This window comes from Algoriphagus boseongensis, from assembly GCF_004362805.1.
Lineage (GTDB): Bacteria > Bacteroidota > Bacteroidia > Cytophagales > Cyclobacteriaceae > Algoriphagus > Algoriphagus boseongensis.
In genome coordinates this window covers 276,604-297,190 of the sequence record NZ_SNYF01000005.1, presented here as the reverse complement: position 1 = coordinate 297,190, position 20,587 = coordinate 276,604, and the positions used below count along the sequence as shown (strand labels likewise).

Annotated in this window: 19 protein-coding genes; 4 read left to right on the top strand and 15 right to left on the bottom strand. The window is 40.7% G+C overall.

The window, feature by feature from the left end; all coding sequences use genetic code 11:
* Window positions 1-122 precede the first annotated feature (122 nt).
* Entirely contained in the window at window positions 123-2,783 is a 2,661-nt protein-coding gene (locus DFQ04_RS01370; protein ID WP_133551947.1) for a PQQ-dependent sugar dehydrogenase, read from the bottom strand.
* A gap of 78 nt (window positions 2,784-2,861) precedes the next feature.
* Window positions 2,862-3,458 carry an outer membrane beta-barrel protein gene (locus DFQ04_RS01365; RefSeq protein ID WP_133551945.1) on the bottom strand — a complete coding sequence of 199 codons (597 nt, stop codon included), beginning with the start codon at window positions 3,456-3,458 and terminating at the stop codon, window positions 2,862-2,864.
* Window positions 3,459-3,651: 193 nt separating this feature from the next.
* Here DFQ04_RS01365 and msrA point away from each other — a divergent pair, with 193 nt between their 5' ends.
* On the top strand, window positions 3,652-4,758 hold the full coding sequence (gene msrA, locus DFQ04_RS01360) for a peptide-methionine (S)-S-oxide reductase MsrA (RefSeq protein ID WP_243739610.1): 1,107 nt from the start codon (window positions 3,652-3,654) through the stop codon (window positions 4,756-4,758).
* 112 nt (window positions 4,759-4,870) lie between these two features.
* Here the strand turns inward: msrA and DFQ04_RS01355 are convergent, their stop codons facing one another.
* A complete protein-coding gene (locus DFQ04_RS01355) occupies window positions 4,871-5,479 on the bottom strand; it encodes an alpha-ketoglutarate-dependent dioxygenase AlkB family protein (RefSeq protein ID WP_133551943.1) in 609 nt (202 codons plus the stop codon).
* Between the two features lie 98 nt (window positions 5,480-5,577).
* Between DFQ04_RS01355 and DFQ04_RS01350 the strand changes: the two genes are divergently transcribed.
* On the top strand, window positions 5,578-5,985 hold the full coding sequence (locus tag DFQ04_RS01350) for a hypothetical protein (RefSeq protein ID WP_133551941.1): 408 nt from the start codon (window positions 5,578-5,580) through the stop codon (window positions 5,983-5,985).
* Here the strand turns inward: DFQ04_RS01350 and DFQ04_RS01345 are convergent, their stop codons facing one another.
* A complete protein-coding gene (locus tag DFQ04_RS01345) occupies window positions 5,986-6,417 on the bottom strand; it encodes a Dabb family protein (RefSeq protein ID WP_133551939.1) in 432 nt (143 codons plus the stop codon).
* 111 nt (window positions 6,418-6,528) lie between these two features.
* Between DFQ04_RS01345 and DFQ04_RS01340 the strand changes: the two genes are divergently transcribed.
* On the top strand, window positions 6,529-7,524 hold the full coding sequence (locus DFQ04_RS01340) for a 2-hydroxyacid dehydrogenase (protein WP_133551937.1): 996 nt from the start codon (window positions 6,529-6,531) through the stop codon (window positions 7,522-7,524).
* A gap of 68 nt (window positions 7,525-7,592) precedes the next feature.
* On the opposite strand, the gene DFQ04_RS01335 is transcribed toward DFQ04_RS01340, so the two are convergent.
* The 11 genes from DFQ04_RS01335 to trxA form a co-directional block, all read right to left on the bottom strand.
* Window positions 7,593-7,787 carry a cold-shock protein gene (locus DFQ04_RS01335; protein ID WP_133551935.1) on the bottom strand — a complete coding sequence of 65 codons (195 nt, stop codon included), beginning with the start codon at window positions 7,785-7,787 and terminating at the stop codon, window positions 7,593-7,595.
* Between the two features lie 17 nt (window positions 7,788-7,804).
* On the bottom strand, window positions 7,805-8,041 hold the full coding sequence (locus tag DFQ04_RS01330) for a cold-shock protein (RefSeq protein WP_133551933.1): 237 nt from the start codon (window positions 8,039-8,041) through the stop codon (window positions 7,805-7,807).
* Between the two features lie 307 nt (window positions 8,042-8,348).
* Window positions 8,349-9,704: a hypothetical protein gene (locus DFQ04_RS01325; protein ID WP_166637228.1), complete on the bottom strand. Its 1,356-nt coding sequence runs from the start codon at window positions 9,702-9,704 to the stop codon at window positions 8,349-8,351.
* Window positions 9,701-10,762 carry a c-type cytochrome gene (locus DFQ04_RS01320; RefSeq protein WP_133551929.1) on the bottom strand — a complete coding sequence of 354 codons (1,062 nt, stop codon included), beginning with the start codon at window positions 10,760-10,762 and terminating at the stop codon, window positions 9,701-9,703. Before DFQ04_RS01320 ends, DFQ04_RS01325 begins: the two co-directional genes overlap by 4 nt.
* A gap of 69 nt (window positions 10,763-10,831) precedes the next feature.
* Window positions 10,832-11,560, bottom strand: a complete 729-nt coding sequence (locus DFQ04_RS01315) for an acyl-[acyl-carrier-protein] thioesterase (RefSeq protein WP_133551927.1) — start codon at window positions 11,558-11,560, stop codon at window positions 10,832-10,834.
* On the bottom strand, window positions 11,557-12,720 hold the full coding sequence (locus tag DFQ04_RS01310; RefSeq protein WP_133551925.1) for an MFS transporter: 1,164 nt from the start codon (window positions 12,718-12,720) through the stop codon (window positions 11,557-11,559). The genes DFQ04_RS01315 and DFQ04_RS01310 overlap by 4 nt, the downstream gene beginning before the upstream one ends.
* 244 nt (window positions 12,721-12,964) lie before the next feature.
* Window positions 12,965-13,459, bottom strand: a complete 495-nt coding sequence (locus tag DFQ04_RS01305; RefSeq protein ID WP_133551923.1) for a YeeE/YedE family protein — start codon at window positions 13,457-13,459, stop codon at window positions 12,965-12,967.
* Window positions 13,460-13,471: 12 nt separating this feature from the next.
* A complete protein-coding gene (locus DFQ04_RS01300; protein WP_133551921.1) occupies window positions 13,472-14,053 on the bottom strand; it encodes a YeeE/YedE family protein in 582 nt (193 codons plus the stop codon).
* Between the two features lie 25 nt (window positions 14,054-14,078).
* A complete protein-coding gene (locus DFQ04_RS01295) occupies window positions 14,079-15,488 on the bottom strand; it encodes a hypothetical protein (RefSeq protein WP_133551919.1) in 1,410 nt (469 codons plus the stop codon).
* A gap of 107 nt (window positions 15,489-15,595) precedes the next feature.
* Window positions 15,596-17,017 carry an MBL fold metallo-hydrolase gene (locus DFQ04_RS01290; protein WP_133551917.1) on the bottom strand — a complete coding sequence of 474 codons (1,422 nt, stop codon included), beginning with the start codon at window positions 17,015-17,017 and terminating at the stop codon, window positions 15,596-15,598.
* A gap of 86 nt (window positions 17,018-17,103) precedes the next feature.
* Window positions 17,104-17,424 carry a thioredoxin gene (gene trxA, locus DFQ04_RS01285; protein ID WP_133551915.1) on the bottom strand — a complete coding sequence of 107 codons (321 nt, stop codon included), beginning with the start codon at window positions 17,422-17,424 and terminating at the stop codon, window positions 17,104-17,106.
* A gap of 170 nt (window positions 17,425-17,594) precedes the next feature.
* Here trxA and DFQ04_RS01280 point away from each other — a divergent pair, with 170 nt between their 5' ends.
* Window positions 17,595-20,582: a glycosyltransferase family 117 protein gene (locus tag DFQ04_RS01280; RefSeq protein WP_133551913.1), complete on the top strand. Its 2,988-nt coding sequence runs from the start codon at window positions 17,595-17,597 to the stop codon at window positions 20,580-20,582.
* Window positions 20,583-20,587: the final 5 nt, after the last annotated feature.

The window sequence follows — 20,587 nt, the reverse complement described above, 5'->3', positions numbered from 1 at the left end:
CTGCGAAAAATTTCAAAACAGGATATGATTTAAATCATAAATAATTCAGCATAAGGAATTTAATCCCTATGCTGAATTACTTCCAAAAAAATTTCTTCAATTACCAACTTCCAGGGAAATGGTTATCTCAAAACCTTGAAAGTATTTAGGTTGAATGTATTCCAGATGGAAACTTCTGATTCAGGTTCAAATACAAAATACAAATCCTGATACCCTGAAGTGGAAACTAGATTGATCTTCACTTCGAAAAACTGATCGGCATTTTTTGGTCTATCCTCTTTAGTCAAGACTTTGGTTTCTCCCAAAATTGCACCTTCTGGACTTCCTGATCTAATTGAGATTTTCCCCTTCGTATTTCCTGGATTCACTTCCAAAATCATCTCTCTAATTCCTGAAAGATCGATTTGATCAAATCGTATCCACGCTCCTTTGGCAGTAAATCTCACGAATTGAAATTGAGGCCCATTGGCTTTAGCCACGTCCTTGAGTTCATTTGCAGAAGCCGCTCTGACTTGACTATTTCTCAGAGTCAAAGAGGTTCTACCTGTTAAGGAAGGAATTCCATTTGATCCTAGGTCTGAGTAGCTAGCCTGCACCAGATAATATCCTTCGGGATTGGAAACCTGATCTAAAGTGTAAACTCCCTGCAGTGGAAGCTTAGTTTTGTAAGCATCAGGATTGGCAAGGGAAAGAATATATTCCACCATTGACTCCACTTGAGCTAGTTCCAATTGAGGATGTCCGGGCATAATTCGCTCTCCCCATACACCTCCCCCACCTTTGAGAATTTTATTTACCAGATAATCCTTGGCCTCTGCTTGATTTTTATATTTCTCCGAAACTGCCGTGTACATCGGTCCCACAGATTCCTTTTCAATGGCGTGGCAAGCTTTGCAACCGGCTTGGGTGATGTAATTTTCTCCCGGAGAAATTGGCGCTTCCTGCTGATGGCCTGCTTGAATCAAATCAAAACCGCCTTCGATATAATCAATGGAGAAACTCACTTTGGAGGGATCTATTTCTCCATCCTCCCGATCACTCACTTTGACAGCATAATTCAAGCTTTCCTTTCCAAAGTAAAAGCTTCGATTTCCTTGCCATTCAAGCTCAACGATCGGAGCTTCATTCCCCACTTTGATTTCCAAGCTGGTTTCTGATTTTTCTCCTGAAGAATCTACTACAGATAGTTTAACCTGATAAGTTCCTGCCTGCTCAAAAGTCATAGATGGATTTGGCTCGGTTGACTTTTTCCCATTTCCAAAATCCCAAGAGTAGGTCAATTGATCTTCAGGGTCAAAATCAACAGTTCCTTCGGAAGAGAAATTAACTGCTAAAGGAGCAGCTCCAGCATATTGATCGGCTGATGCTTTGACCTGAGGCTTTCTATTTCCAGCAGCAAATTCTATCCGATAAATTCCTGAATCGTCATTCTGGGAACTCCAAAAGGTTCCATATTCCAAAATGTACAGAGAACCGTCTTTCGCGAATTGCATATCAACAGGTTTATCAAAAACCGTGGAAGGCATAAACCGCTCCATGGTATCGTATAGAAAATCCTCGGTCAATTTCACCGTGAAAATCCAGTTTCGCATCCAATCAAAGAAAAACACCTTGCCATCGAAATAGCCGGGGAATCGGACATCGGACTTTTCATAATCTTCCCGATAATAAACTGGTCCAGCCATGGCATTCCTACCTCCTGTTCCCAACATGGGGAATTCAACAGACTCATCGTAAGGATACCAAATCAAAGCAGGGGTAGCAGGAGGAAGAATTTCCAATCCTGTAGAATTTGGAGAAGTATTTTTAGGGGCCTTGGGATCAAACTCAAAAAGACTTTCCCCTTTCTCAAAATCGAATTTCCAATAAGGCTTATTGTTACCAACAAAATAAGGCCATCCAAAATAGCCAGGCTTAGTAGCTAGATTAAACTCGTCATGGCCTTTGGGTCCTCGTCCCATGCTATCCACAGAGGCATCAGGTCCAACTTCTCCCCAGAAAAGATTGCCATTTCTTTGATCCACGGCAATTCTGAATGGGTTTCGATTTCCTTTTACATAGATTTCGGGACGGGTATTGGGAGTTCCCTGAGGAAAGAGATTTCCTTCAGGTATCGTATATCCACCTTCTGCAGTTGGGGTAATTCGAATAATTGAGCCTCTTAGATCATTGGTGTTCCCGGATGTTTTTTGAGCATCTACGTTTCCTGGTCTTCCGGCTCTTTCATCAATTGGATTGTAATTAGACGATTCAAAAGGTGTGGTATCGTCTCCCAAACTCAAAAAGAGATTTCCTTTGGAATCAAATTCCAAAGAACCACCGGAATGGCAACAACCCCGAAAAACGGGAACCTCCAAAAGGATTTTCTCAGTGGATTTGTCTAATAATCCATCCGTCAGCGTAAATCTGGACAAGCGGTTGATGGAATCTGGGCCTGCCGGAGCGTAGTACAAATAAATCCACTGGTTTTCATTGAATTTTGGGTCTTTAGCCAAACCCAACAAGCCATCTTCACTCTGGGCATAAACATCTAAAAAGCCGATTTCCTCAATTTCACCAGATTCCGATACAAATTTTCTGAGCTTTCCTCCTCGCTCGATAAAAAGGACGTCAAAATTATCCAGAACCTCCAACTCCATGGGTTCATTGAGTTTTTCTACCAAAGTGATTTTGTTGAAGCGGCTTTCTTCAGGCTTAATGGTAGCAAAAGGATCAACCTCATCCTTAGCACAGCCCCAAATCGATAAAAGTAGAATTAACCCAAATGCCCAATTTTTTTTCATAAATCTCTTGTCCAGGATTTTGACCCGATCAAGATAGAAAAATGATTGGAGTTGGAAATTGTTTTTGCCTGGGTGGTCTTATTTTTTCTTTCCTGGAATTTTAAAGGACGCTCCCAAGATCAATTGCTGACTTTTGAAATCTTCCTTTCCTAGAACATTATCAAAAGTAAATTTCCGATCATTCAGCTCTCGCTCAAACCGCAAATCCAATCCAACCGGACCAATGTTTACCCCCAATCCCAATTGAAATCCTAATCCAAATGGATCAGTAGGCTGGAAATTTTCAGGAATTGAAAACTTTTCTTTTACCGTATAATGAAAGGATGGTCCGGCTTGAAAGCTGATGATTTTGAAAAAATTCATTTTTACCAAAATGGGGAGATCAAACTTTTGGTAATTGACTTTTCCCAAGGTGGTTTCAAATTCAGTATTGGTGAAAATCAACTCAGGTCGAAGTGCTAAATCAAAACTTGTGAGTTGGTAAAATACACCAAAATGATAGCCCATATTTTCCCCAGGTTTGGTGAAAATATTTTCAGCATCCTTGAAATATTTCCCGCTGGTATTGTAATTCAAACCACCTTTTATCCCAAAACCGGAACCTTGCTGAGCTTGAGTCAGGAATGAAAAAGACCCAAAAAAAAGGAGAGAAAGAAAGACAAGTTTCAATTTCATATCAGCGGTTTTTAGATAAATACTGAAAATGGTAAGCTATCCGACAATCCAGTTTTGACTTCAACCCGTACTTAACTCTAAATTAGATTTAAGATGATTTTAGAATCGAAAACAAACAGAAAGCGGAATGTTTTTGTTTCTTTCAAAAAACCGACCAATTATTATACTCACCTCGCATTTGAATACACACAAAATGAAAATCTATAAATATCACCTACCCATGATGAGTTTTATTTTAGGCCTTTTGATGGCCTGCAGCAGTCCCTCCACAGAAAAAGCAGTCGAATCAGAAGTAATTTCTACGGATGAAAAAGTGGAAACCTTTTCAGCCAAAACACAACTAGCCACTTTTGCAGGAGGTTGTTTTTGGTGCGTAGAGGCTCCATTTGAAGGAATTGATGGAGTGATCTCAGTCGTGTCCGGTTATGCAGGCGGAAAAGAAAAAAATCCAACCTATGGAGAAGTGTCCTCAGGAAAAACTTCCCACAGAGAGTCTGTTCAGATCACCTTCGATCCGGAAGTAATCAGCTATTCTGAATTGGTGGATATTTTCTGGCAAACCTATGATCCAACCGATGTTGGAGGTTCTTTTTATGATCGAGGAAGTCAATACGAATCGGCAATTTTCTACCATGATGCTGAACAAAAGCAGGTAGCAGAGGAGTCTAAAAAGAGATTGGACCAATCCAAAAGATTTAACAAGCCAGTGGCTACTCCAATTATCAAATACACCAACTTCTATCCAGCCGAGGATTACCACCAGGATTATTACAAAAAGAATCCAAAGGAATATTATGCTTATAGAACTGGATCTGGAAGAGATGCTTTCATCAAAGCCCACTGGCCGGAATTGAGTGAAAAGAAATATACTGCTCCCGCCAAACCTGAACTGAAAAAGACCCTTACTCCTCTTCAATATGAGGTGACCATGGAGGATGCCACGGAATATGCCTTCCAAAATGAATACAATGGCAATAAGGAAGAGGGAATCTATGTATGTATTGTTTCTGGCGCACCGCTCTTCAGCAGCAAAGACAAGTATGAAAGTGGTTCAGGATGGCCGAGCTTTGTCAAACCAATTGATGCAAGAGCTATCGATAAACCTATCGATAGCACCTTGGGAATGACTCGAGTAGAGGTTAGAAGTAAATTTGGAAACAGTCATTTAGGCCATGTATTCTATGACGGACCTGCTCCTACGAATCTCAGGTATTGCATGAATTCCGCTGCAATGAAGTTTATTCCAAAATCGGAAATGGAAGCCCAAGGATATGGAGATTATCTTTGGTTAGTGGATTAATAGAAAAGAGGCTGTCTCAAAAATTGTTTCTTAGTCAGCCTGAGCGGAGTCGAAGGCCGATTCCAGCATTTTGGAAAACATTTCGACTTCGCTCAATGTGACAGCCCTTTTTTTATCTTTTTATTTTTCTGAAAGTAAGATTAATCCTGGCCCCCAATACTTTTTTGGTTTTTGGCAATTGATGCTCCCAGTAATGTTGACTTTCCCCTATCATCAAAAGCAAACTCCCATGAGAAAGTGGAATATCCAGTTTATGTCCTTTAGTCTCGTAATGCCTAAGCTGGAAATTTCGCGTAGCTCCAAAAGTCAGGGAAGCAATACAAGGATTTTTTCCTAAAGCTGGTTCATTATCTCGATGCCACCCCATACTATCCTGACCATCCCGATAAAAATTGCAAAGCACATGGGTAAATTCCTGACCCGCTTTTTCTTCAACCAGATTTTTCAAATCCTCCAATTCTTGAGTCCAAGGAAATGCCCGCATTACAATCCCTGAATAGCCGTAAGGAATATCCGGATTTCCATACAAAGCAGTCAGCCTAGGCTGCATCACTGTTTTCCCAAATAGCTTGATGGGTTCCTGTTTCCAAGACAAACTTTCTTTGAGCTTTAGGAAATAGTGATCTGCTGATTGCTTAGCTAGAAACTCAGGATAAAATATAGTTTCCCCTTGAAAAGGAAGGAGATTTTCGCCAGAACTATGAAAAAGAGAAGCTTGCATTCCTTTAAAACAGGTTGTTGTGCTCAGGGTTTATTTTTCTTCCTATTTATTATTTTGGTCAAAAGGCTTTTATATTTAGTAAGCTTAAACTCATACTTATGAAAAAGTTTCTTTGGACCTCTGGATTAATTTTGGTCTTGGTATTGGGAATTTTCTTTTGGTGGAAATTCTATTTTGTTTTCGGCGAAGGTGTCAAAGCCGGCAGCTTGAATTACTTCGTGAAAAAAGGAGTGATTTTTAAAACTTGGGAAGGAAGAATGGTCCAAGAAGGTTTCCAAAGCCCTACTTCTGGAGCTTTACAAAGCAATGAATTTAGATTCAGTGTAGTGGACCCAGAGGTTGCTGCTGTTTTGGAGCGAAACTCCGGCAAACACCTGGAGCTTCGCTATCAAGAATTCAACGGCATACTTCCTTGGAGAGGTACTAGCGAATTTGTGGTGACAGAAGTCATCAATATTCAGGAAAGTGCTGGATCGGATGGAAGCACCCTGCCTGTCGACAGGTGATTATTCTTTAGTCCAATAATCTAAAACTGTCACCTTATCCAAGTGCGGTCCTAGAATTTGTCCAAATTCTTTGTGTGCGGGATGAGGTAAATATGCATCACGATCTGCATCCGAATGAAAGGTGAGCGTGAAAGCATGAGTCAAGCCTTGATTCAAACCTTCTGGACTTGAATTTACTCCCCATTCAAAGCCCTTGATTTCAGAAATCTTGGATGGTAAAGCTTTGAAAGCATCGACAATCATTTGAACATCTTCGGGGGATGAGGTTTCTTTAAAACCAAAAAGGACAACGTGTCTAAGTACAGAATCTGGCATAGGAACTTCTTGAATTATGGTTTCGGTCTGAGTTTCAGTTTGGGCTTCAGTGTTTGAATCTGGCTGGGAACAAGCCATTGTAAATACTAAAGGCAATAAATAGAAGACTTTTTTCATAAGGCTGATGGTTTTGGTTTTTAGGATAAAACTTAACTTAAATAAGCATTTAAAATAGAACTTAGCAAAAGGGAAATCTAGATTTCAATTTTGCTTAAAACCTCGTATACCATGAAAGTTGCTTTTTTTAGTACCAAATCCTACGATCGTGAAAGCTTTCAAAATCACCTACAGGATTTTGGTCATCAGATTAGCTTTTTAGATGTGCAACTTGACTCAAGAACGGTCTCTTTGGCCGAAGGACATGAGGTGATCTGCTCATTCGTTAATGATCATATCCAAAAAGGCATTTTAGATAAAATGGCAAAACTTGGAATCAAATTAATTGCTTTGAGATGCGCTGGATATAACCAAGTTGATATTAAAGCCGCGAAAGAATTGGGAATTAAAGTGGTTCGAGTTCCTGCCTACAGCCCTGAAGCAGTCGCCGAACACGCGTTTGCTTTGATTCTTACCCTTTCCAGAAAAACCCATAAAGCCTACAACCGGGTCAGGGAAAATAACTTCTCTTTGGAAGGACTGACAGGAGTGAATATTCATGGAAAGACGGTCGGGGTAATTGGAACCGGAGCCATTGGCAGGGCATTTTGCAGAATAGCTAAGGGCTTCGGGTGTAAAATTTTAGCCCATGACGTGGTAGAAAATGAGGAAATGAAGAGAATCGGTGTTACCTATTTGCCGCTTAAGGAAGTATTCGCACAAAGCCAAATCATCTCTCTTCACTGCCCGCTAACCCCAGAAACCAAACACCTCATCAATGCCGAAACCCTCTCTTTTATGCAAAAGGGCGTGGCGCTTATCAACACCAGCCGAGGAGGATTAATTGATACAAAAGCTGTCATCAAGTCCCTAAAAACAAAAAAGATCGGATTTCTAGGAATCGATGTGTACGAACAGGAGGAACATATTTTTTTTCAAAACCTATCCGAGGAAATTTTACAGGATGAACAGATTTCCCGCTTGATGACTTTTCCGAATGTCTTGATCACAGGACATCAGGCATTTTTGACCAAAGAAGCTCTGGAGCAAATTGCTTTGACTACGCTAAAAAATATCACAGACTTTGAAGAAGGAAAACCCCTTATAAACGAGGTTGTAATTTCCTAAAGTATTTAAAAACAAAAAATCCCCAGATCTTTCAATCCGGGGATTTTTATTAGCTGATACACGGGGGATTATTTAACCACCTTTACATTTACAGCGTTAATGCCTTTTTTACCCTGAACTTTGTCATAAGTAACTTTGTCATTTTCTCTGATTTCGTGTACCAAACCGCTATGGTGTACGAAAACGTCTTCTGATTGGTCCGCAGGAGTGATAAATCCAAACCCTTTGGTTGTGTTAAAGAATTTTACTGTTCCTTCATTCATGATTTCTGAAATGTTTGTTATTGTTTACTCGGTTTTTTTGAATTGGTATTATCGGGTCTCTTTTTTTCTACAATTGGCTCAGGAGGAGTATCGGTGATATTTCCGAGGTGATCCACATAAGCGATCATATTTTCAAGACTCCCGTCTTTGGATTGAGCTTTACGCTCTAGTTTTTTTTCAAATTTTTCTTTTTGTTTTCTTCTTTTCAGTTCAGCTTTTTGCTTTTTGATGAACGTGTTTTGATTTTTTGACATGTAGAAGATTTTATGGTTGATTTTCCCTGAATAAAAAATCCAAATTGGCCTGAAAGACCTTGAATTGAAATTTAGGAAATGGGATTACTGCAGGCTTCAACTCGAAAAAGCATTTGAGGCAAGTTCGATTTGAAAAGTAGGGGCATTAAGAATTGAAACCTGATGAAGGGGAACTCTATTACTTTACTACTAGGCAGGACTCAGCCAAATAACACTTGATTACAAGTCACGGAAACCTTTCTCCGACGCGACAAATTTGGGTATAGGATTTCACAATTCCTAATTTTTTAGAAAATCAGGCCTTGTCTCAATTTAGCCTCCAGTTCAAAATCGCATTGAAATGCAGCATTTCCACTTTATTATAGATCTGATTGGAAGTCAGACCATTCGGTCTTAATGCTTCCTTAGAAACCAAAATGAAATGGAAGTCCAGATTCTTGATCTTTTTAGGTTGGTATTTCAATCCCAAGTTGGACTGGAAATAGCTCGGGAAATTGTATTTGTTTTCAAGAGGACTTTGGGTATCAGGAAGAAAATGTACTCCCATATGACTGTAAAGTTGGATTGGGAATTTTTCAAAGCGGTATTCAGCATACCCAACAACTGCAGTTACTGACTCAAACCCTTCATTTCTTTCCCTTGGAATAAATGTATACCAGGCATCTTTTCCCCATTCCCGTGGACTCAGCCACCTACCCTTTCCGAATACCTGAGTTACATTCAAATGGGTAACCCATCGTGCGCTTTTCCATCCAACTCTTCCTGAAATGGCAAAATTCTTATCCTCAGGATTTTTGTATCGCAATTCTAAATTGAGATTCCCTCCATTTCCAATGCCATGTTGAAAACCTCCCATTACACCCAAATTGATCAGGCCATCTTTCTTAACCAAGTTGGATTCCCAGGCCATCCAGTAGGTTGAGGAAATATTTTGAACCAAAGTCTGGGAAAAGTGAATCTTGCTTCGACTTCCTATTTTCCGGTCTATTTCAGCAATTCCAATCCACTCGCTTTGGGTATTTCCAAAATAATTGCCTGGCTTCCCGGTTTCAGTTCTTCCTTGAGGATAAATACCCAAGGTTTCTCCCGGATTAAACCATTCACTACTTCCCCGAATACTCAATCTGCTAATTCCCCAAAGGGAAAATTTCCAATTTTTATCTGGGTTAAACCAAAGATTAATCCCCTCCAAAGCCGTAGGTGACAATCTTCCATCCTGAGCATTGATCCAATCCGAATTGATTCCCATCCGGCCTACCTTCGCTCCAAAATTTTGAGTAGAATATTCTAAAGAGAGTGTTTCTAATTTTCCAAAAACCTTATCCTTAGGATTTAATAAATCAAAAAGCCCAGCTTCATATCGATTAGATTGACCAGAAATTGGGTCGGGATTCCAAAATTCCGAACTGGCCACATTGGTAAATCCACGATAGCCAACGTGCATTTTCAAATTTTCCTTGAATTCCAGCTTTGCTCCTAGATTCAGGGACATACCCAAGGCATAGTCTTTTTTAAAGTCCAGTCCGGGATATGCCGTATTCATCCAAAAGGATCTGAAATGGATATCGGGCGAAACAACAAGGTCTTTTTTCTCTTCTTGAGCTTTTGAAAAATTAGAAATACCTAAGAAAAGAAGTAAGTAAACCGCAGATTTCCTGATCACTTGGTTTGAGCTTTGGCTTCTTTGATCGGTTTGAAAGGACCGAATTTGTGTTGCTCTTCTGAAAACTCATCCGAATAGGGACCAAAAGGATGGTCCATTGGCTTTTTGGAAATATCCGGCCAGTCCTTTGACAAGTCCTTGGAAGGCCTTTCCATGCTATTTACATAAGCTGCTACATCCCATGCTTCTTCGTCCGTAAGCATTGGGTTTTCAAAAGTTGCGCCTAGAGGCATGTTTGCTCTCACATATCCTGCAAATCTCGAAAGTCTAAAGAGACCTGCCCCGGAATTGTAGCTATTCTTACCCCAAAGTGGGGGATAAGTATAGCCTGTTCCATCTGGCTTAGCTATTCCTTCTCCATTTGGCTGATGGCAAACTGCGCACTGACTGTCATACACCAATTTTCCCTTGGAAGGATCTGCTGCACGGTCTAGTAATGGCACCTCGTAAAGCCCCACACCTTGAGGAGATTCTCCCTTTGGTACATCTTTTCCCAACCAATTAATGTAGGCCACCATAGCTTTCATTTCTCTGGAATCTCTGGACAAGGCTTGTCCATTCAAGCTTCTTTCAAAACAATCGTTGATCCGCTTTTGAACATCTTCAGATTGGCCGGATCGTGCTCTGACTTTAGGGTAGGTTGATGCAACGGCGCTATAGTTGTTTCCCAAAGGAGCTCTTCCAGCTTGCAAATGGCAATTCTGACAGTTCATTCCATTTGAAATCGCCTTGACTTTCCCATTTGGACCAAGATATTCTGAGGTGTTTGCAATTAATTCCCGGCCATATTTGATCTCATCTCCGTTTGGATCAGAATCCAAACTTGCCAAATCTGGAGCCTTCCACATACCCGAAGGATCAGCAAGAGCTTTTACCACAGGAACGGCTGCGACGGCCTGAGGGGCTGTAACTTCCTCTTCGCTTAAACTTGGCAGTTGAACTCCCGAATAGGATAAAAATAAAACCAATCCGATCACTCCTATCAAGGCCACGGAAAGACCCAAAAGGGCTACCATGAGCGTGATCAATTTGACAAAAGGCTGCATCATTTGATTCATAGTCGTATAGCAATGTACAAAAGTGCATTAAAATTAAGGCCTAAAGCTGTGACTAGAATCACAGGAAAATCAGGAATTATCTAATTTCACCTTAGCAGAAAAGACCATTCTGTCACCAACCTTCCCTTCCAAAAAGCCAAATTCCTCATCTTTAAAAAGCTTTAATTCTACCTGATCTCCCGACAAGCATTCCGCCAAATAGTTGATTGAAATTTCTTGAGGAAACCAATCTTGGGCTGCCAATGCATTTTCAACCCATCGGATGTAGCTGGTATTATTGACATGGTGGTACAAGTCCAAATCCGAATTTCTGACTTGAATTTTTTCCTCAGAAATGAGTTCACCTGAAAGTGAAATTTTGCCCGGCTGCCAATCCGGCTTTTTGCTAGGATCAAAAAGTTCGGCTGGCAAAACAATTTCTGGTCTGAGAATTTTTTTCGTTTCAGAATGAAGCAATAACCAAGAGGACATGGCTCTAGCCAAAACCTCCTCTTTTTCATTCCAAATCAAAAACTCCCGAAAAGCAAACAACTTTTCAGTTCCTCGTCCACCCGTAAAAATCCTGATCTTATCTCCCCATTTTGGGAATTTTTGGACCTTTATTTCCAGTCTGGAAAGCACCCACATTTGCTGGGTTTCCATCAGGTTTCTTCCAAAATCCCCAGAATCCGCATGTCTCCAGGCAATTTCCTGAAGCAAATCAGCAAGGGAAGTCAGGCAGATATTTCCATTGGGATGAACCTGGAAAGATCCCACCTCAAACTCTTTGGTAAACTGAAACTCCTCCGGTAAAATCATTCTACAGAATTAATCGGCTGGGGTTCAAATACCTTTTTCCTAATGCTAGTCAAAAGGAAAATCCCCAAACCATTGATTGCAATAAGCGCAAAGGAAACTTTCAAATCAAACAAATCTGCCACAAATCCAATCAAAGGAGGACCCAGCAAAAATCCGAAAAACGAAATGGTAGAGACCAAGGCTAGTGCTACACTTGGAGGGTAAAGTTTGGAACGGCCAGCAATGCTATAAGAAACGGGAATGATGGAAGCAACTCCAAAACCGACCAGTAAAAACCCAAGTGCTGCTGAATAAATACCCGGCCAAATCACAGAAATCAAAAGCCCCAAGAAAATCAACACTCCACTTACCCGTAAAACAGGAACTCTTCCAAATCGATGAGTGGATTTATCCGTCATAAATCGACCGGAGGCCATAGCTCCCATAAAACACACATAGCCAAGAGCCACTAAGCCAGGTTCTGCCAAGACTATCTTTTTGAAATAAACCCCACTCCAATCAAACATGCAGCCTTCTGTCATCATTCCGAGGAAAGCTATCAGTCCAATTCGCAGCAGCAAATCATCCGGTCTTTTCAAGACCAATCCTCCTTCATCCGATTGATTTTTGTCGTTTAGTACAAATTTTTGAGAAAGAAGAACGATCACGAAAGAGATCAGCATAATTAGGCCATAATGCCCTGCAGGTGAGATATTCAACAAAATCATTCCTGCCCCAAATCCAGCTCCAGTAAATCCAGCCATACTCCATAATCCATGGAAAGAAGCCAAAATGCTTTTCCCCATTTGATCCTCCAATCCCAAGGCTTGGGTATTGAGCGAGATGTTCATAATATTCCCGAACATGCCAAAAAGGATAAGGATTGGAACTAGCATCCAGGTGGTCGTGGCCAAGCCAATCAAAGGCAAGGTACAGGCATAAGCGAAACTGATAATTAAGATCACCACCCTACTTCCATATTGATGCACTGACCAACCGGCAATGGGTAATCCGAGCATAGAACCTATGGGGAGGCAAAGTAAAATAGTCCCCAATTGGCCTTCAGAAAGCTGAAATTTTGCTTGGATGTCAGGAATCCTTGCCGCCCAACTTGAGAAGCAAAGCCCCATAAAGAAAAACATCGCGCCGAGAGCAACTCTCCTTTTGGAAAGGTAATTCATTGGTTTAATAGGCTGGAAAATCAGGCGAATTTAGGAAGTTTGATCCGGAATTGGAGAAAGAATAAAAAAGGAGAAACTATTCCCCATTGCTCCTAGTTAAACCCCAAACACTTCACATGGAATTTATTATCGTTGGAGTCATTATAGCCTCCATTATCCTTTTGATCAGATTTATAGTCAAAAAGGTCTTTAATTAAAAAAAGCCACCTTCTTACGAAAGTGGCTTTCAATTTTATATCAGAACTTAGTTCGGAAGCTTATGGGCATATTTCCCATAAACCCATGTTCCCGCCAAAGCTGATATTAAGGTCACTAAAACTACCGTATATCCACTGCCAATTTGGGCAAACAAAGGACCTGGACATGCTCCGGTAAGTGCCCAACCCAATCCGAAAATAAATCCTCCGATCACCTGACCTTTTTTGAATACTTTATCAGGAATTTCGATGGTCTCACCGTGGATAGTCTTAACATTAAGTCTTTTGATCAATTGCACTGAAATAATTCCGGTGACAACTGCCGACCCAATTACTCCATACATGTGGAAAGATTGAAGACGGAACATTTCCTGTATTCTAAACCAAGAAATAATTTCTGCCTTAACAAATACGATCCCGAAGATTAGGCCAATAACAAGATACTTTAACAGCTCAAGGCCTTTATCGTGATCTTCTCTCAGATTAGGTGCTGCACAATGTGGATCCTGCACCTCTATTTTCTTTTCTGCTACTTTAGTCATTTTATCAAAAGTTTAGAATCCAACCATTTTCATTAAAGGCTCCATCAAAACGTGGGTCATTAAGAAGCCACCGATCATGAAAAACGTGGTAGCTACTACTGATTGCCACTGCAAGGAGCTAATACCCATAATGGCATGTCCGGAAGTACATCCTCCTGCATATCGGGTACCAAATCCTACCAAAAATCCTCCAAAAACGAAGAATAGAAGGCCTTTTGCGTTTGTCATATTTTCCCAGGAGAAAATATCCGCCGGCATCAAATCCGAGAAATCGGTAATTCCCAAAGCGGCAAGATCAGCTTGTGTTGCCTCAGAAACAACGATTGTTTCTGGGTTGGCGAGAAAATTTGTGGCAATGAAACCGCCAATGGCTACCCCAAGCACAAATAGTAAATTCCAGATTTCCTTTTTCCAATTGTAGGTAAAGAAAGGAATCCCTGCAGGAACGCAAGCCGCACAGATATGTCTGAGCGAGGATGAAATCCCGAAGGTTTTGTTTCCTAAAATCAATAGTGCTGGGACGGTAAGTCCAATCATGGGACCTGCTACATACCAGGGCCAAGGTTGTTTAATCCATTCAATGAATTGCTCCATATATACTTAACTTAATTAGTTGCTATTAAAATCTGTAGTCTAAAATCAAACTGACGTTAGTCATGTTTACCCGATTGATTACATATTCCCGAGGAAGGTCCTGATCGGTATTTTCCCCTTTGTGAGCTACCAAAAGCTGAAGATCCAAACCTTTGAAAAACCCGTCAAATTTATAATCAATCAATCCTGTGAAATGATAATAATGGGGCAAGCCATATTTATTCAGTTTCACATTTTCCAATTTTGGAGTTGAGGCATGCCCCGCTCCTATTGCGACTTTCAATTGATCATGAATCGTTTTTTCATACATCAAGTTGAAAGCATGAACTCCTCCCAATCCTTCAAACCTTTCTCTTTGCATACTCACAAAGAATTGTTCTCTACCCCACTCTCTGGGGAAAAGAAATCGTCCCTGATCTGAAATCCCCAGATAATTAACAGTTAACTGATTATTATCCCAAAGAATTCCCGATCTCAAACCCACACCAAAGGTTTTCTCCCCAGGTAAAATATACGCTTTTTCCGGTTCTGGATTTCCTCCATCTCCTACTGCACTTTGATAAAAGCCCTGAACCCCAAATATTGCTTTGTGGTTGACTCCCAGAGGAATCTTTGTCGTAGCTTCTGCAAAACTGATGGCGAACATCCCTTCGGCTAGGTAATTCCAAGATTTCAAATTCAATCTTTCATCCTGATATTCTACCCCAAGAATTCCAATCCCTTTGGAATGGAGATGATGGGTATAGATTTCATCCGAACCAGTCGGGTTTCTACCTGTGGAATAAAAACCAACAGATTCTTCTACGGGCACCCATTCCAAAGACCCACGAGAGATCAAATGAGTGATCCAAGTCCCTGTCAATTTCCAATTACCTGGACGATAACTCCCCGATACGCCGCTGAATAGATTGGGTCTCATTCTATTGTCTGATGCATTCAACAAAGGACTTTCGATGTGATGACGCCCAATCCAAGCGAAGAATTTCTCCTTTTCATAGGAGAGGAAAAATTCTTCCAGTCGGTCCATATCGTGGTTATTTTCCGGATGATGGACATCATACAGAGTTAATTCATACCGATTTCTAAGGCCTGTCTCAGGATCTAGAATAGTAATATTGTTTTCAAAATGTCTAAAAACAAAGAACCCACTAAACCCTATCCCCAAACCTTTCCATCTCGGACTGAAGTAACCCAAACCAGCCCCTGTACCCCAAGTAGAATAGTCTAAAAGACCAGGCTCATTTCCGGTGTACATGAAGAATGATCTCAGATGAAATTCAAAATGCCCTGAATTCAAGATTTTACCGAACATCTTTTTGTTCGAAAGAGTATCTGGATCGTGTTCAGCATGGTGTTGCGCCAGTACTACTGAGGAATTGGTATTCAACCAGACTAATCCGACAATTAGCCAGATGACTTTAGGTACAAATTTCATTAGGAAAGATTTTTAATCTGGTGACTTTAATCACATCGGATTTCCATAAACTAAAAATGGCAAGTCTTTCGACCTGCCATTTTCTAAGCGACTTTTCTACTGGATTATTAAAGCAAAGTAGTAGGACAAACGTAGTCGGACACTTTGAATTTCCCTGATTCTTTGATGGCCTTAAATCCACCTGCAACGTCGATCAAATTGTCATAGCCTCTTGCTCTAAGGATGGAATTGAAGACCATGGATCTATATCCACCAGCACAATGTACATAATACGTTTTATCCTTATTTACTTTTAGCATGCTGTCATTGATGTAATCCAAAGGTGCGTTTTCTGCATCCATTACATGCTCAGAAAGGTATTCTGAATTCTTTCTCACATCCAAAATGTGGATGTTCGGATCAGATTCCTTGATTTTGGCTAATTCATCAACCGAAATTGAAGTAATTGAATCCACCTCATGGCCTGATTCTTTCCAAGCTTTGAAGCTTCCTTTCAAATAGCCGATAGAATAGTCATATCCAACTCTGGCCAATCTGGTAATTACTTCTTCTTCTCTTCCTTCTTCTGCCACAACCAAGATTTCTTGCTTCAAGTCAGGAATCATTGCTCCTACCCATACTGCAAAACTTCCGTCGATTCCGATATTGATTGAATTTGGAATAAATCCTTTGGCAAAAGTCTGAGCATCTCTTGTATCCAAAATCAAAGCACCAGTCTCATTTGCAGCAGCTTCAAATTCGGCTGGAGTTAAAGGTTTAACACCTCTTTCCAAAACCTCATCTATGCTATCATACCCCTGAATGTTCATCAGAACGTTCTGTGGGAAATAAGCAGGAGGAGGAGTCAATCCAGTCAAAACTTCTTTAATAAACTCTTCTTTGCTCATCGGCTGAAGGGCGTAATTGGTTTTCTTTTGATTTCCTAAGGTGTCTGAAGTTTCTTTGCTCATATTTTTACCACAAGCAGAACCAGCTCCGTGCGCAGGATATACAATCAAATCATCAGACAATGGCATCAGCTTATTTCTCAAGGAATCGTACAGATGAGCTGCCAATTTTTCCTGAGTCAAGTCCTTCACGACTTTTTGAGCTAGATCTGGTCGGCCTACGTCTCCGATAAACAAAGTATCTCCTGTGAAAATCGCCTCTTCTTTACCTTCCTCATTGATCAAAAGATAACAAACTGACTCCATGGTGTGGCCTGGAGTATGGACAACTCTGATTTTGGCTTTTCCCAATTGAAACTCTTGGTTGTCTTCAGCGACTATCGCATCAAAGCCCATTTTCATACCGGTAGGTCCATAAACAATCTTAGCTCCAGTTTTGGCAGCCAAATCCTTATGTCCAGACACAAAATCCGCATGGAAATGCGTTTCAAAAACATATTTGATTTTAGCATTTCTGCGCTCAGCTTTTTCGATATAAGGCTGAACCTCTCTTAGCGGATCAATGATTGCCGCTTCTCCATCAGATTCTAGATAGTAAGCTCCCTGAGCCAAGCATCCGGTATAAATTTGTTCTATTTTCATATCTATATTTTTTTAAGGTCTTTAATATATTCTTGTAAAATTACCTTTCAAGAAAAGGCAATAAAATGACTTTTGTCACAATCAAATCAAGCTTTCGCCAGAAGATTTGATTCAATGATTTGGATCAGCTGGTGCGACGGAACTACTCCCGATTGTCTCCAGACCACATTTCCTTTGTGAAATAAGATCAAGGTTGGGACTCCCCTCACTTGAAATTTACTGGCTGCCAATGGATTTCTGTCTACATCGACTTTGATGATTTTGACTTTATCCCCAAGTTTTTGCGCAGTATCTTCCAAAATCGGTTGCATCATTTTACAAGGTCCGCACCAAACCGCAAAGAAATCCACCAATACCGGTGTGTCTCCGTCGATTAGTTCCTGAAAGGTTTTAGGTTGTGCACTCATGGTTAAAGATTTTAATATGAGTACAAATTTAGCATACCCAAAACCCATAATACAGTAATTTTTGTCACACCGGGAAATCAGTCCAGTAAACCCGAAGTTTTAAAAAGTGCTAAAAACCCCTGACTTGGAGTAAAATTTTATATTTTCGTCCCTCTAAATTTACCGATTTAATGCTCAATTATAAGCAGATCAATAACCTAACCGGATGGGTAGTTTTTGCAGTCGCCACTTTGGTATATATCCTTACTGTAGAACAAACAGCTAGTTTTTGGGATCCGGGAGAATTCATCGCAGTTTCATACAAGCTTCAAGTTCCTCACCCTCCTGGGGCACCATTCATGCTTTTGGTGTACAAGATGTTTGGATTTCTGGCCATGGGGGATGGCTTGCAAGTGGCATATTGGATGAATATCGGAAGTGCTTTATTCTCAGGATTCACCATTCTTTTCTTGTTTTGGTCGATTACACTTTTCGGAAAAAGGATTTTCTCTATCGAGGAAGGCAAGGAATCCAAAGCCCAAACCATTGCGTTGATGGGTGCTGGCTTGGTTGGATCTATGGTTTACACTTTTTCTGACAGTTTCTGGTTTTCTGCTGTGGAAGCAGAAGTTTATGCCATGTCTTCTTTTTTCACGGCTATCGTGATTTGGGCATTCCTGAAGTGGGAGGTTATCAAAGATCCAAAAGAGGAAAACAGATGGATGATTTTTATTGCCTATTTGGTGGGTCTTTCTATTGGAGTTCACTTGCTGAACTTGGTGACTTTGCCGGCTTTGGCTTTGATTTATTATTTCAAAAAGTATCCTGACCCAAGCTTCAAAGGAGCAATTTATGCCATGTTTCTGGGAGGGGTTGCCTTGATTATCATCAACAATTTGATCATTCCGGGACTCCCAAGTTTGGCGGGTTCTATGGAGATTTTCTTTGTGAACAGTCTTGGACTTCCTTTCGGGGCAGGAATCGTGGTGTTTATTATCCTTTTCTTAGGAGCCTTGATTTTTGGAATTCGTTATTCTCTCCAAAAAGAAAAAGCTCTGCTCAATACCATTCTCCTTTCATTGACTTTCATCTTGATCGGGTATTCCAGTTACACCTTGATTATTATCCGAGCCAACCAAGACCCCATTATCAATGAAAATGCTCCAAAGGACATCATAAGTTATGTTTCCTATCTGAAGCGTGAGCAATATGGGTACAGACCACTTCTTCATGGGCAGTATTTCACTGCCCAATTGGTAGATCAAGAAGAAGGAGCTCCGATTTATATGAAGGGAAAAGACAAATACGAAGTCGTAGATTACGAACTCAAAAACACCTACGACCCTTCAAAAACCACAATTCTTCCAAGAATTTACTCTACTCAGGAAAATCACAAGCGAATCTATCGCCAAAAGCTTGGACTTAGAGAAGGACAAGATCCGACCTTTGGTGACAATATCTACTTCATGCTCAGCCATCAGTTGGGTCACATGTATTGGAGATATTTCATGTGGAATTTTTCAGGCCGAGAAAGTGATTTCATGGATGCACCATGGGTAAGCTTATTGGATTCATTTGGAGATAAATACCCGGATTACATCAAGGACAATAAGGGGCATAACACCTATTTCATGCTTCCTTTGATTTTGGGTCTGATTGGCTTGTTTTTCCAGGCTAAAAAGGATCCCAAATATTTTTATGTAAATCTCATGCTCTTCCTGATGATGGGCGTGGTATTGGTTCTTTACCTCAACTCACCTCCTGTAGAACCTAGAGAGCGTGATTATATCTATGTGGGTAGCTTTTATGCTTTTGCCATTTGGATTGGCCTAGGAACTTTGGCAATCGCCCATGCTTTAGGAAAAGCAACCAAAAATCTGGGAACAGGCGGCATAATTGCCACTCTTTTGACCTTGCCTGTGGCTGGCTTGATGGGAGCTCAAAACTGGAATGATCACAACCGCCAGGGAAGATATTTCTCAGTAGATTCTGCCAGAAATTTCCTTGCCTCCTGCGCTCCAAATGCCATTTTGTTTACCGGAGGAGATAATGACACCTTCCCTCTTTGGTATGTTCAGGAAGTTGAAAACTTCCGAACTGATGTTCGGGTAATTGTTCTCAGCTACTTCGATACCGATTGGTATGTAGAGCAAATGACCAAGCAGGCTGATGAATCTGCTCCACTACCTTTCTCCTTGGTTAGTGAACGCTATCAAAAAGGAACCAATGATGTCCTTTATGTAATGGAGCGTGAAAACCTCAATGCCATTTCTGCAAAGGAATATCTTAGACTTTTAAACACTGGTTCTGATCTTCTTAAAATGCAAACCGGAGGAAAAAGCGTAGTGAACATGGTTCCAGCCAGAAATTTGATTTTGGAAGTGGACAGCACCTTTATCAACAATGATGAAATCGTTCCTCCACAATTCAAATCTTTGTTCGCTCCTCAAATGAACCTTCAGGTCAAAGGAAATTACCTAACCAAAGGCAATTTGATGTTGATTGACTTGATCGTGAGCAACAATTGGGAAAGACCGATTTACTTCAACAACACTTCCCTTTCTACCATTGGAATCAATATCGAAGATCACGTGGTGATGGAGGGGATGACATACAGACTTCTTCCTGTTAGAAAGCCTGATTATGTACGAGACGAATTGGTCAATACTGACATAGCCTATAAAAACTACATGGAGAATTTTGCCTTCCGGGGCATGGATAATCCTGATGCTTACTATGACGAGGAATACAGAAGATTCACCTCCAATCACCGAAGTGCGCTCAATAGCATCGCTATGGCACTTTTGGATGAGGACAAAATGGAAGAAGCTGCAAACCTTCTAAACAGAGGCTTGGAAGCCATTCCACATGAGTCAGTCCCATACGATTTGAGCAGTGGACAGTCTGTTCCTTTATTCTTTGAAGTGGGTGAAGATGAAAAAGCACTGGATATCATCGACAAAATCTCCAAACGGTCTTTGGACATGATTGAGTTTTATACCAAAGAAGATCGGGGCTATGACCGAGACATGATGATCTCTATCGAAATGGTCAAATACTTTATCCCATTACTGGAGGAAAGAGGTTATCAGGAAGAAGCTCAGGCTTTAAAACTCCGACTCGAATCCCTAATCGGACAAGAAAGTCAGTCACCAGGGATTTTGAAAAGGGTAGATTAAACAAG

Excerpts from the sequence above, each read along its gene's own strand:
- DFQ04_RS01370 (WP_133551947.1), bottom strand. The coding sequence starts at position 2,783 with ATGAAAAAAAATTGGGCATTTGGGTTAATTCTACTTTTATCGATTTGG.
- DFQ04_RS01365 (WP_133551945.1), bottom strand. The coding sequence starts at position 3,458 with ATGAAATTGAAACTTGTCTTTCTTTCTCTCCTTTTTTTTGGGTCTTTT.
- msrA (WP_243739610.1), top strand. The coding sequence starts at position 3,652 with ATGAAAATCTATAAATATCACCTACCCATGATGAGTTTTATTTTAGGC.
- DFQ04_RS01355 (WP_133551943.1), bottom strand. The coding sequence starts at position 5,479 with ATGCAAGCTTCTCTTTTTCATAGTTCTGGCGAAAATCTCCTTCCTTTT.
- DFQ04_RS01350 (WP_133551941.1), top strand. The coding sequence starts at position 5,578 with ATGAAAAAGTTTCTTTGGACCTCTGGATTAATTTTGGTCTTGGTATTG.
- DFQ04_RS01345 (WP_133551939.1), bottom strand. The coding sequence starts at position 6,417 with ATGAAAAAAGTCTTCTATTTATTGCCTTTAGTATTTACAATGGCTTGT.
- DFQ04_RS01340 (WP_133551937.1), top strand. The coding sequence starts at position 6,529 with ATGAAAGTTGCTTTTTTTAGTACCAAATCCTACGATCGTGAAAGCTTT.
- DFQ04_RS01335 (WP_133551935.1), bottom strand. The coding sequence starts at position 7,787 with ATGAATGAAGGAACAGTAAAATTCTTTAACACAACCAAAGGGTTTGGA.
- DFQ04_RS01330 (WP_133551933.1), bottom strand. The coding sequence starts at position 8,041 with ATGTCAAAAAATCAAAACACGTTCATCAAAAAGCAAAAAGCTGAACTG.
- DFQ04_RS01320 (WP_133551929.1), bottom strand. The coding sequence starts at position 10,762 with ATGAATCAAATGATGCAGCCTTTTGTCAAATTGATCACGCTCATGGTA.
- DFQ04_RS01315 (WP_133551927.1), bottom strand. The coding sequence starts at position 11,560 with ATGATTTTACCGGAGGAGTTTCAGTTTACCAAAGAGTTTGAGGTGGGA.
- DFQ04_RS01310 (WP_133551925.1), bottom strand. The coding sequence starts at position 12,720 with ATGAATTACCTTTCCAAAAGGAGAGTTGCTCTCGGCGCGATGTTTTTC.
- DFQ04_RS01305 (WP_133551923.1), bottom strand. The coding sequence starts at position 13,459 with ATGACTAAAGTAGCAGAAAAGAAAATAGAGGTGCAGGATCCACATTGT.
- DFQ04_RS01300 (WP_133551921.1), bottom strand. The coding sequence starts at position 14,053 with ATGGAGCAATTCATTGAATGGATTAAACAACCTTGGCCCTGGTATGTA.
- DFQ04_RS01295 (WP_133551919.1), bottom strand. The coding sequence starts at position 15,488 with ATGAAATTTGTACCTAAAGTCATCTGGCTAATTGTCGGATTAGTCTGG.
- DFQ04_RS01290 (WP_133551917.1), bottom strand. The coding sequence starts at position 17,017 with ATGAAAATAGAACAAATTTATACCGGATGCTTGGCTCAGGGAGCTTAC.
- trxA (WP_133551915.1), bottom strand. The coding sequence starts at position 17,424 with ATGAGTGCACAACCTAAAACCTTTCAGGAACTAATCGACGGAGACACA.
- DFQ04_RS01280 (WP_133551913.1), top strand. The coding sequence starts at position 17,595 with ATGCTCAATTATAAGCAGATCAATAACCTAACCGGATGGGTAGTTTTT.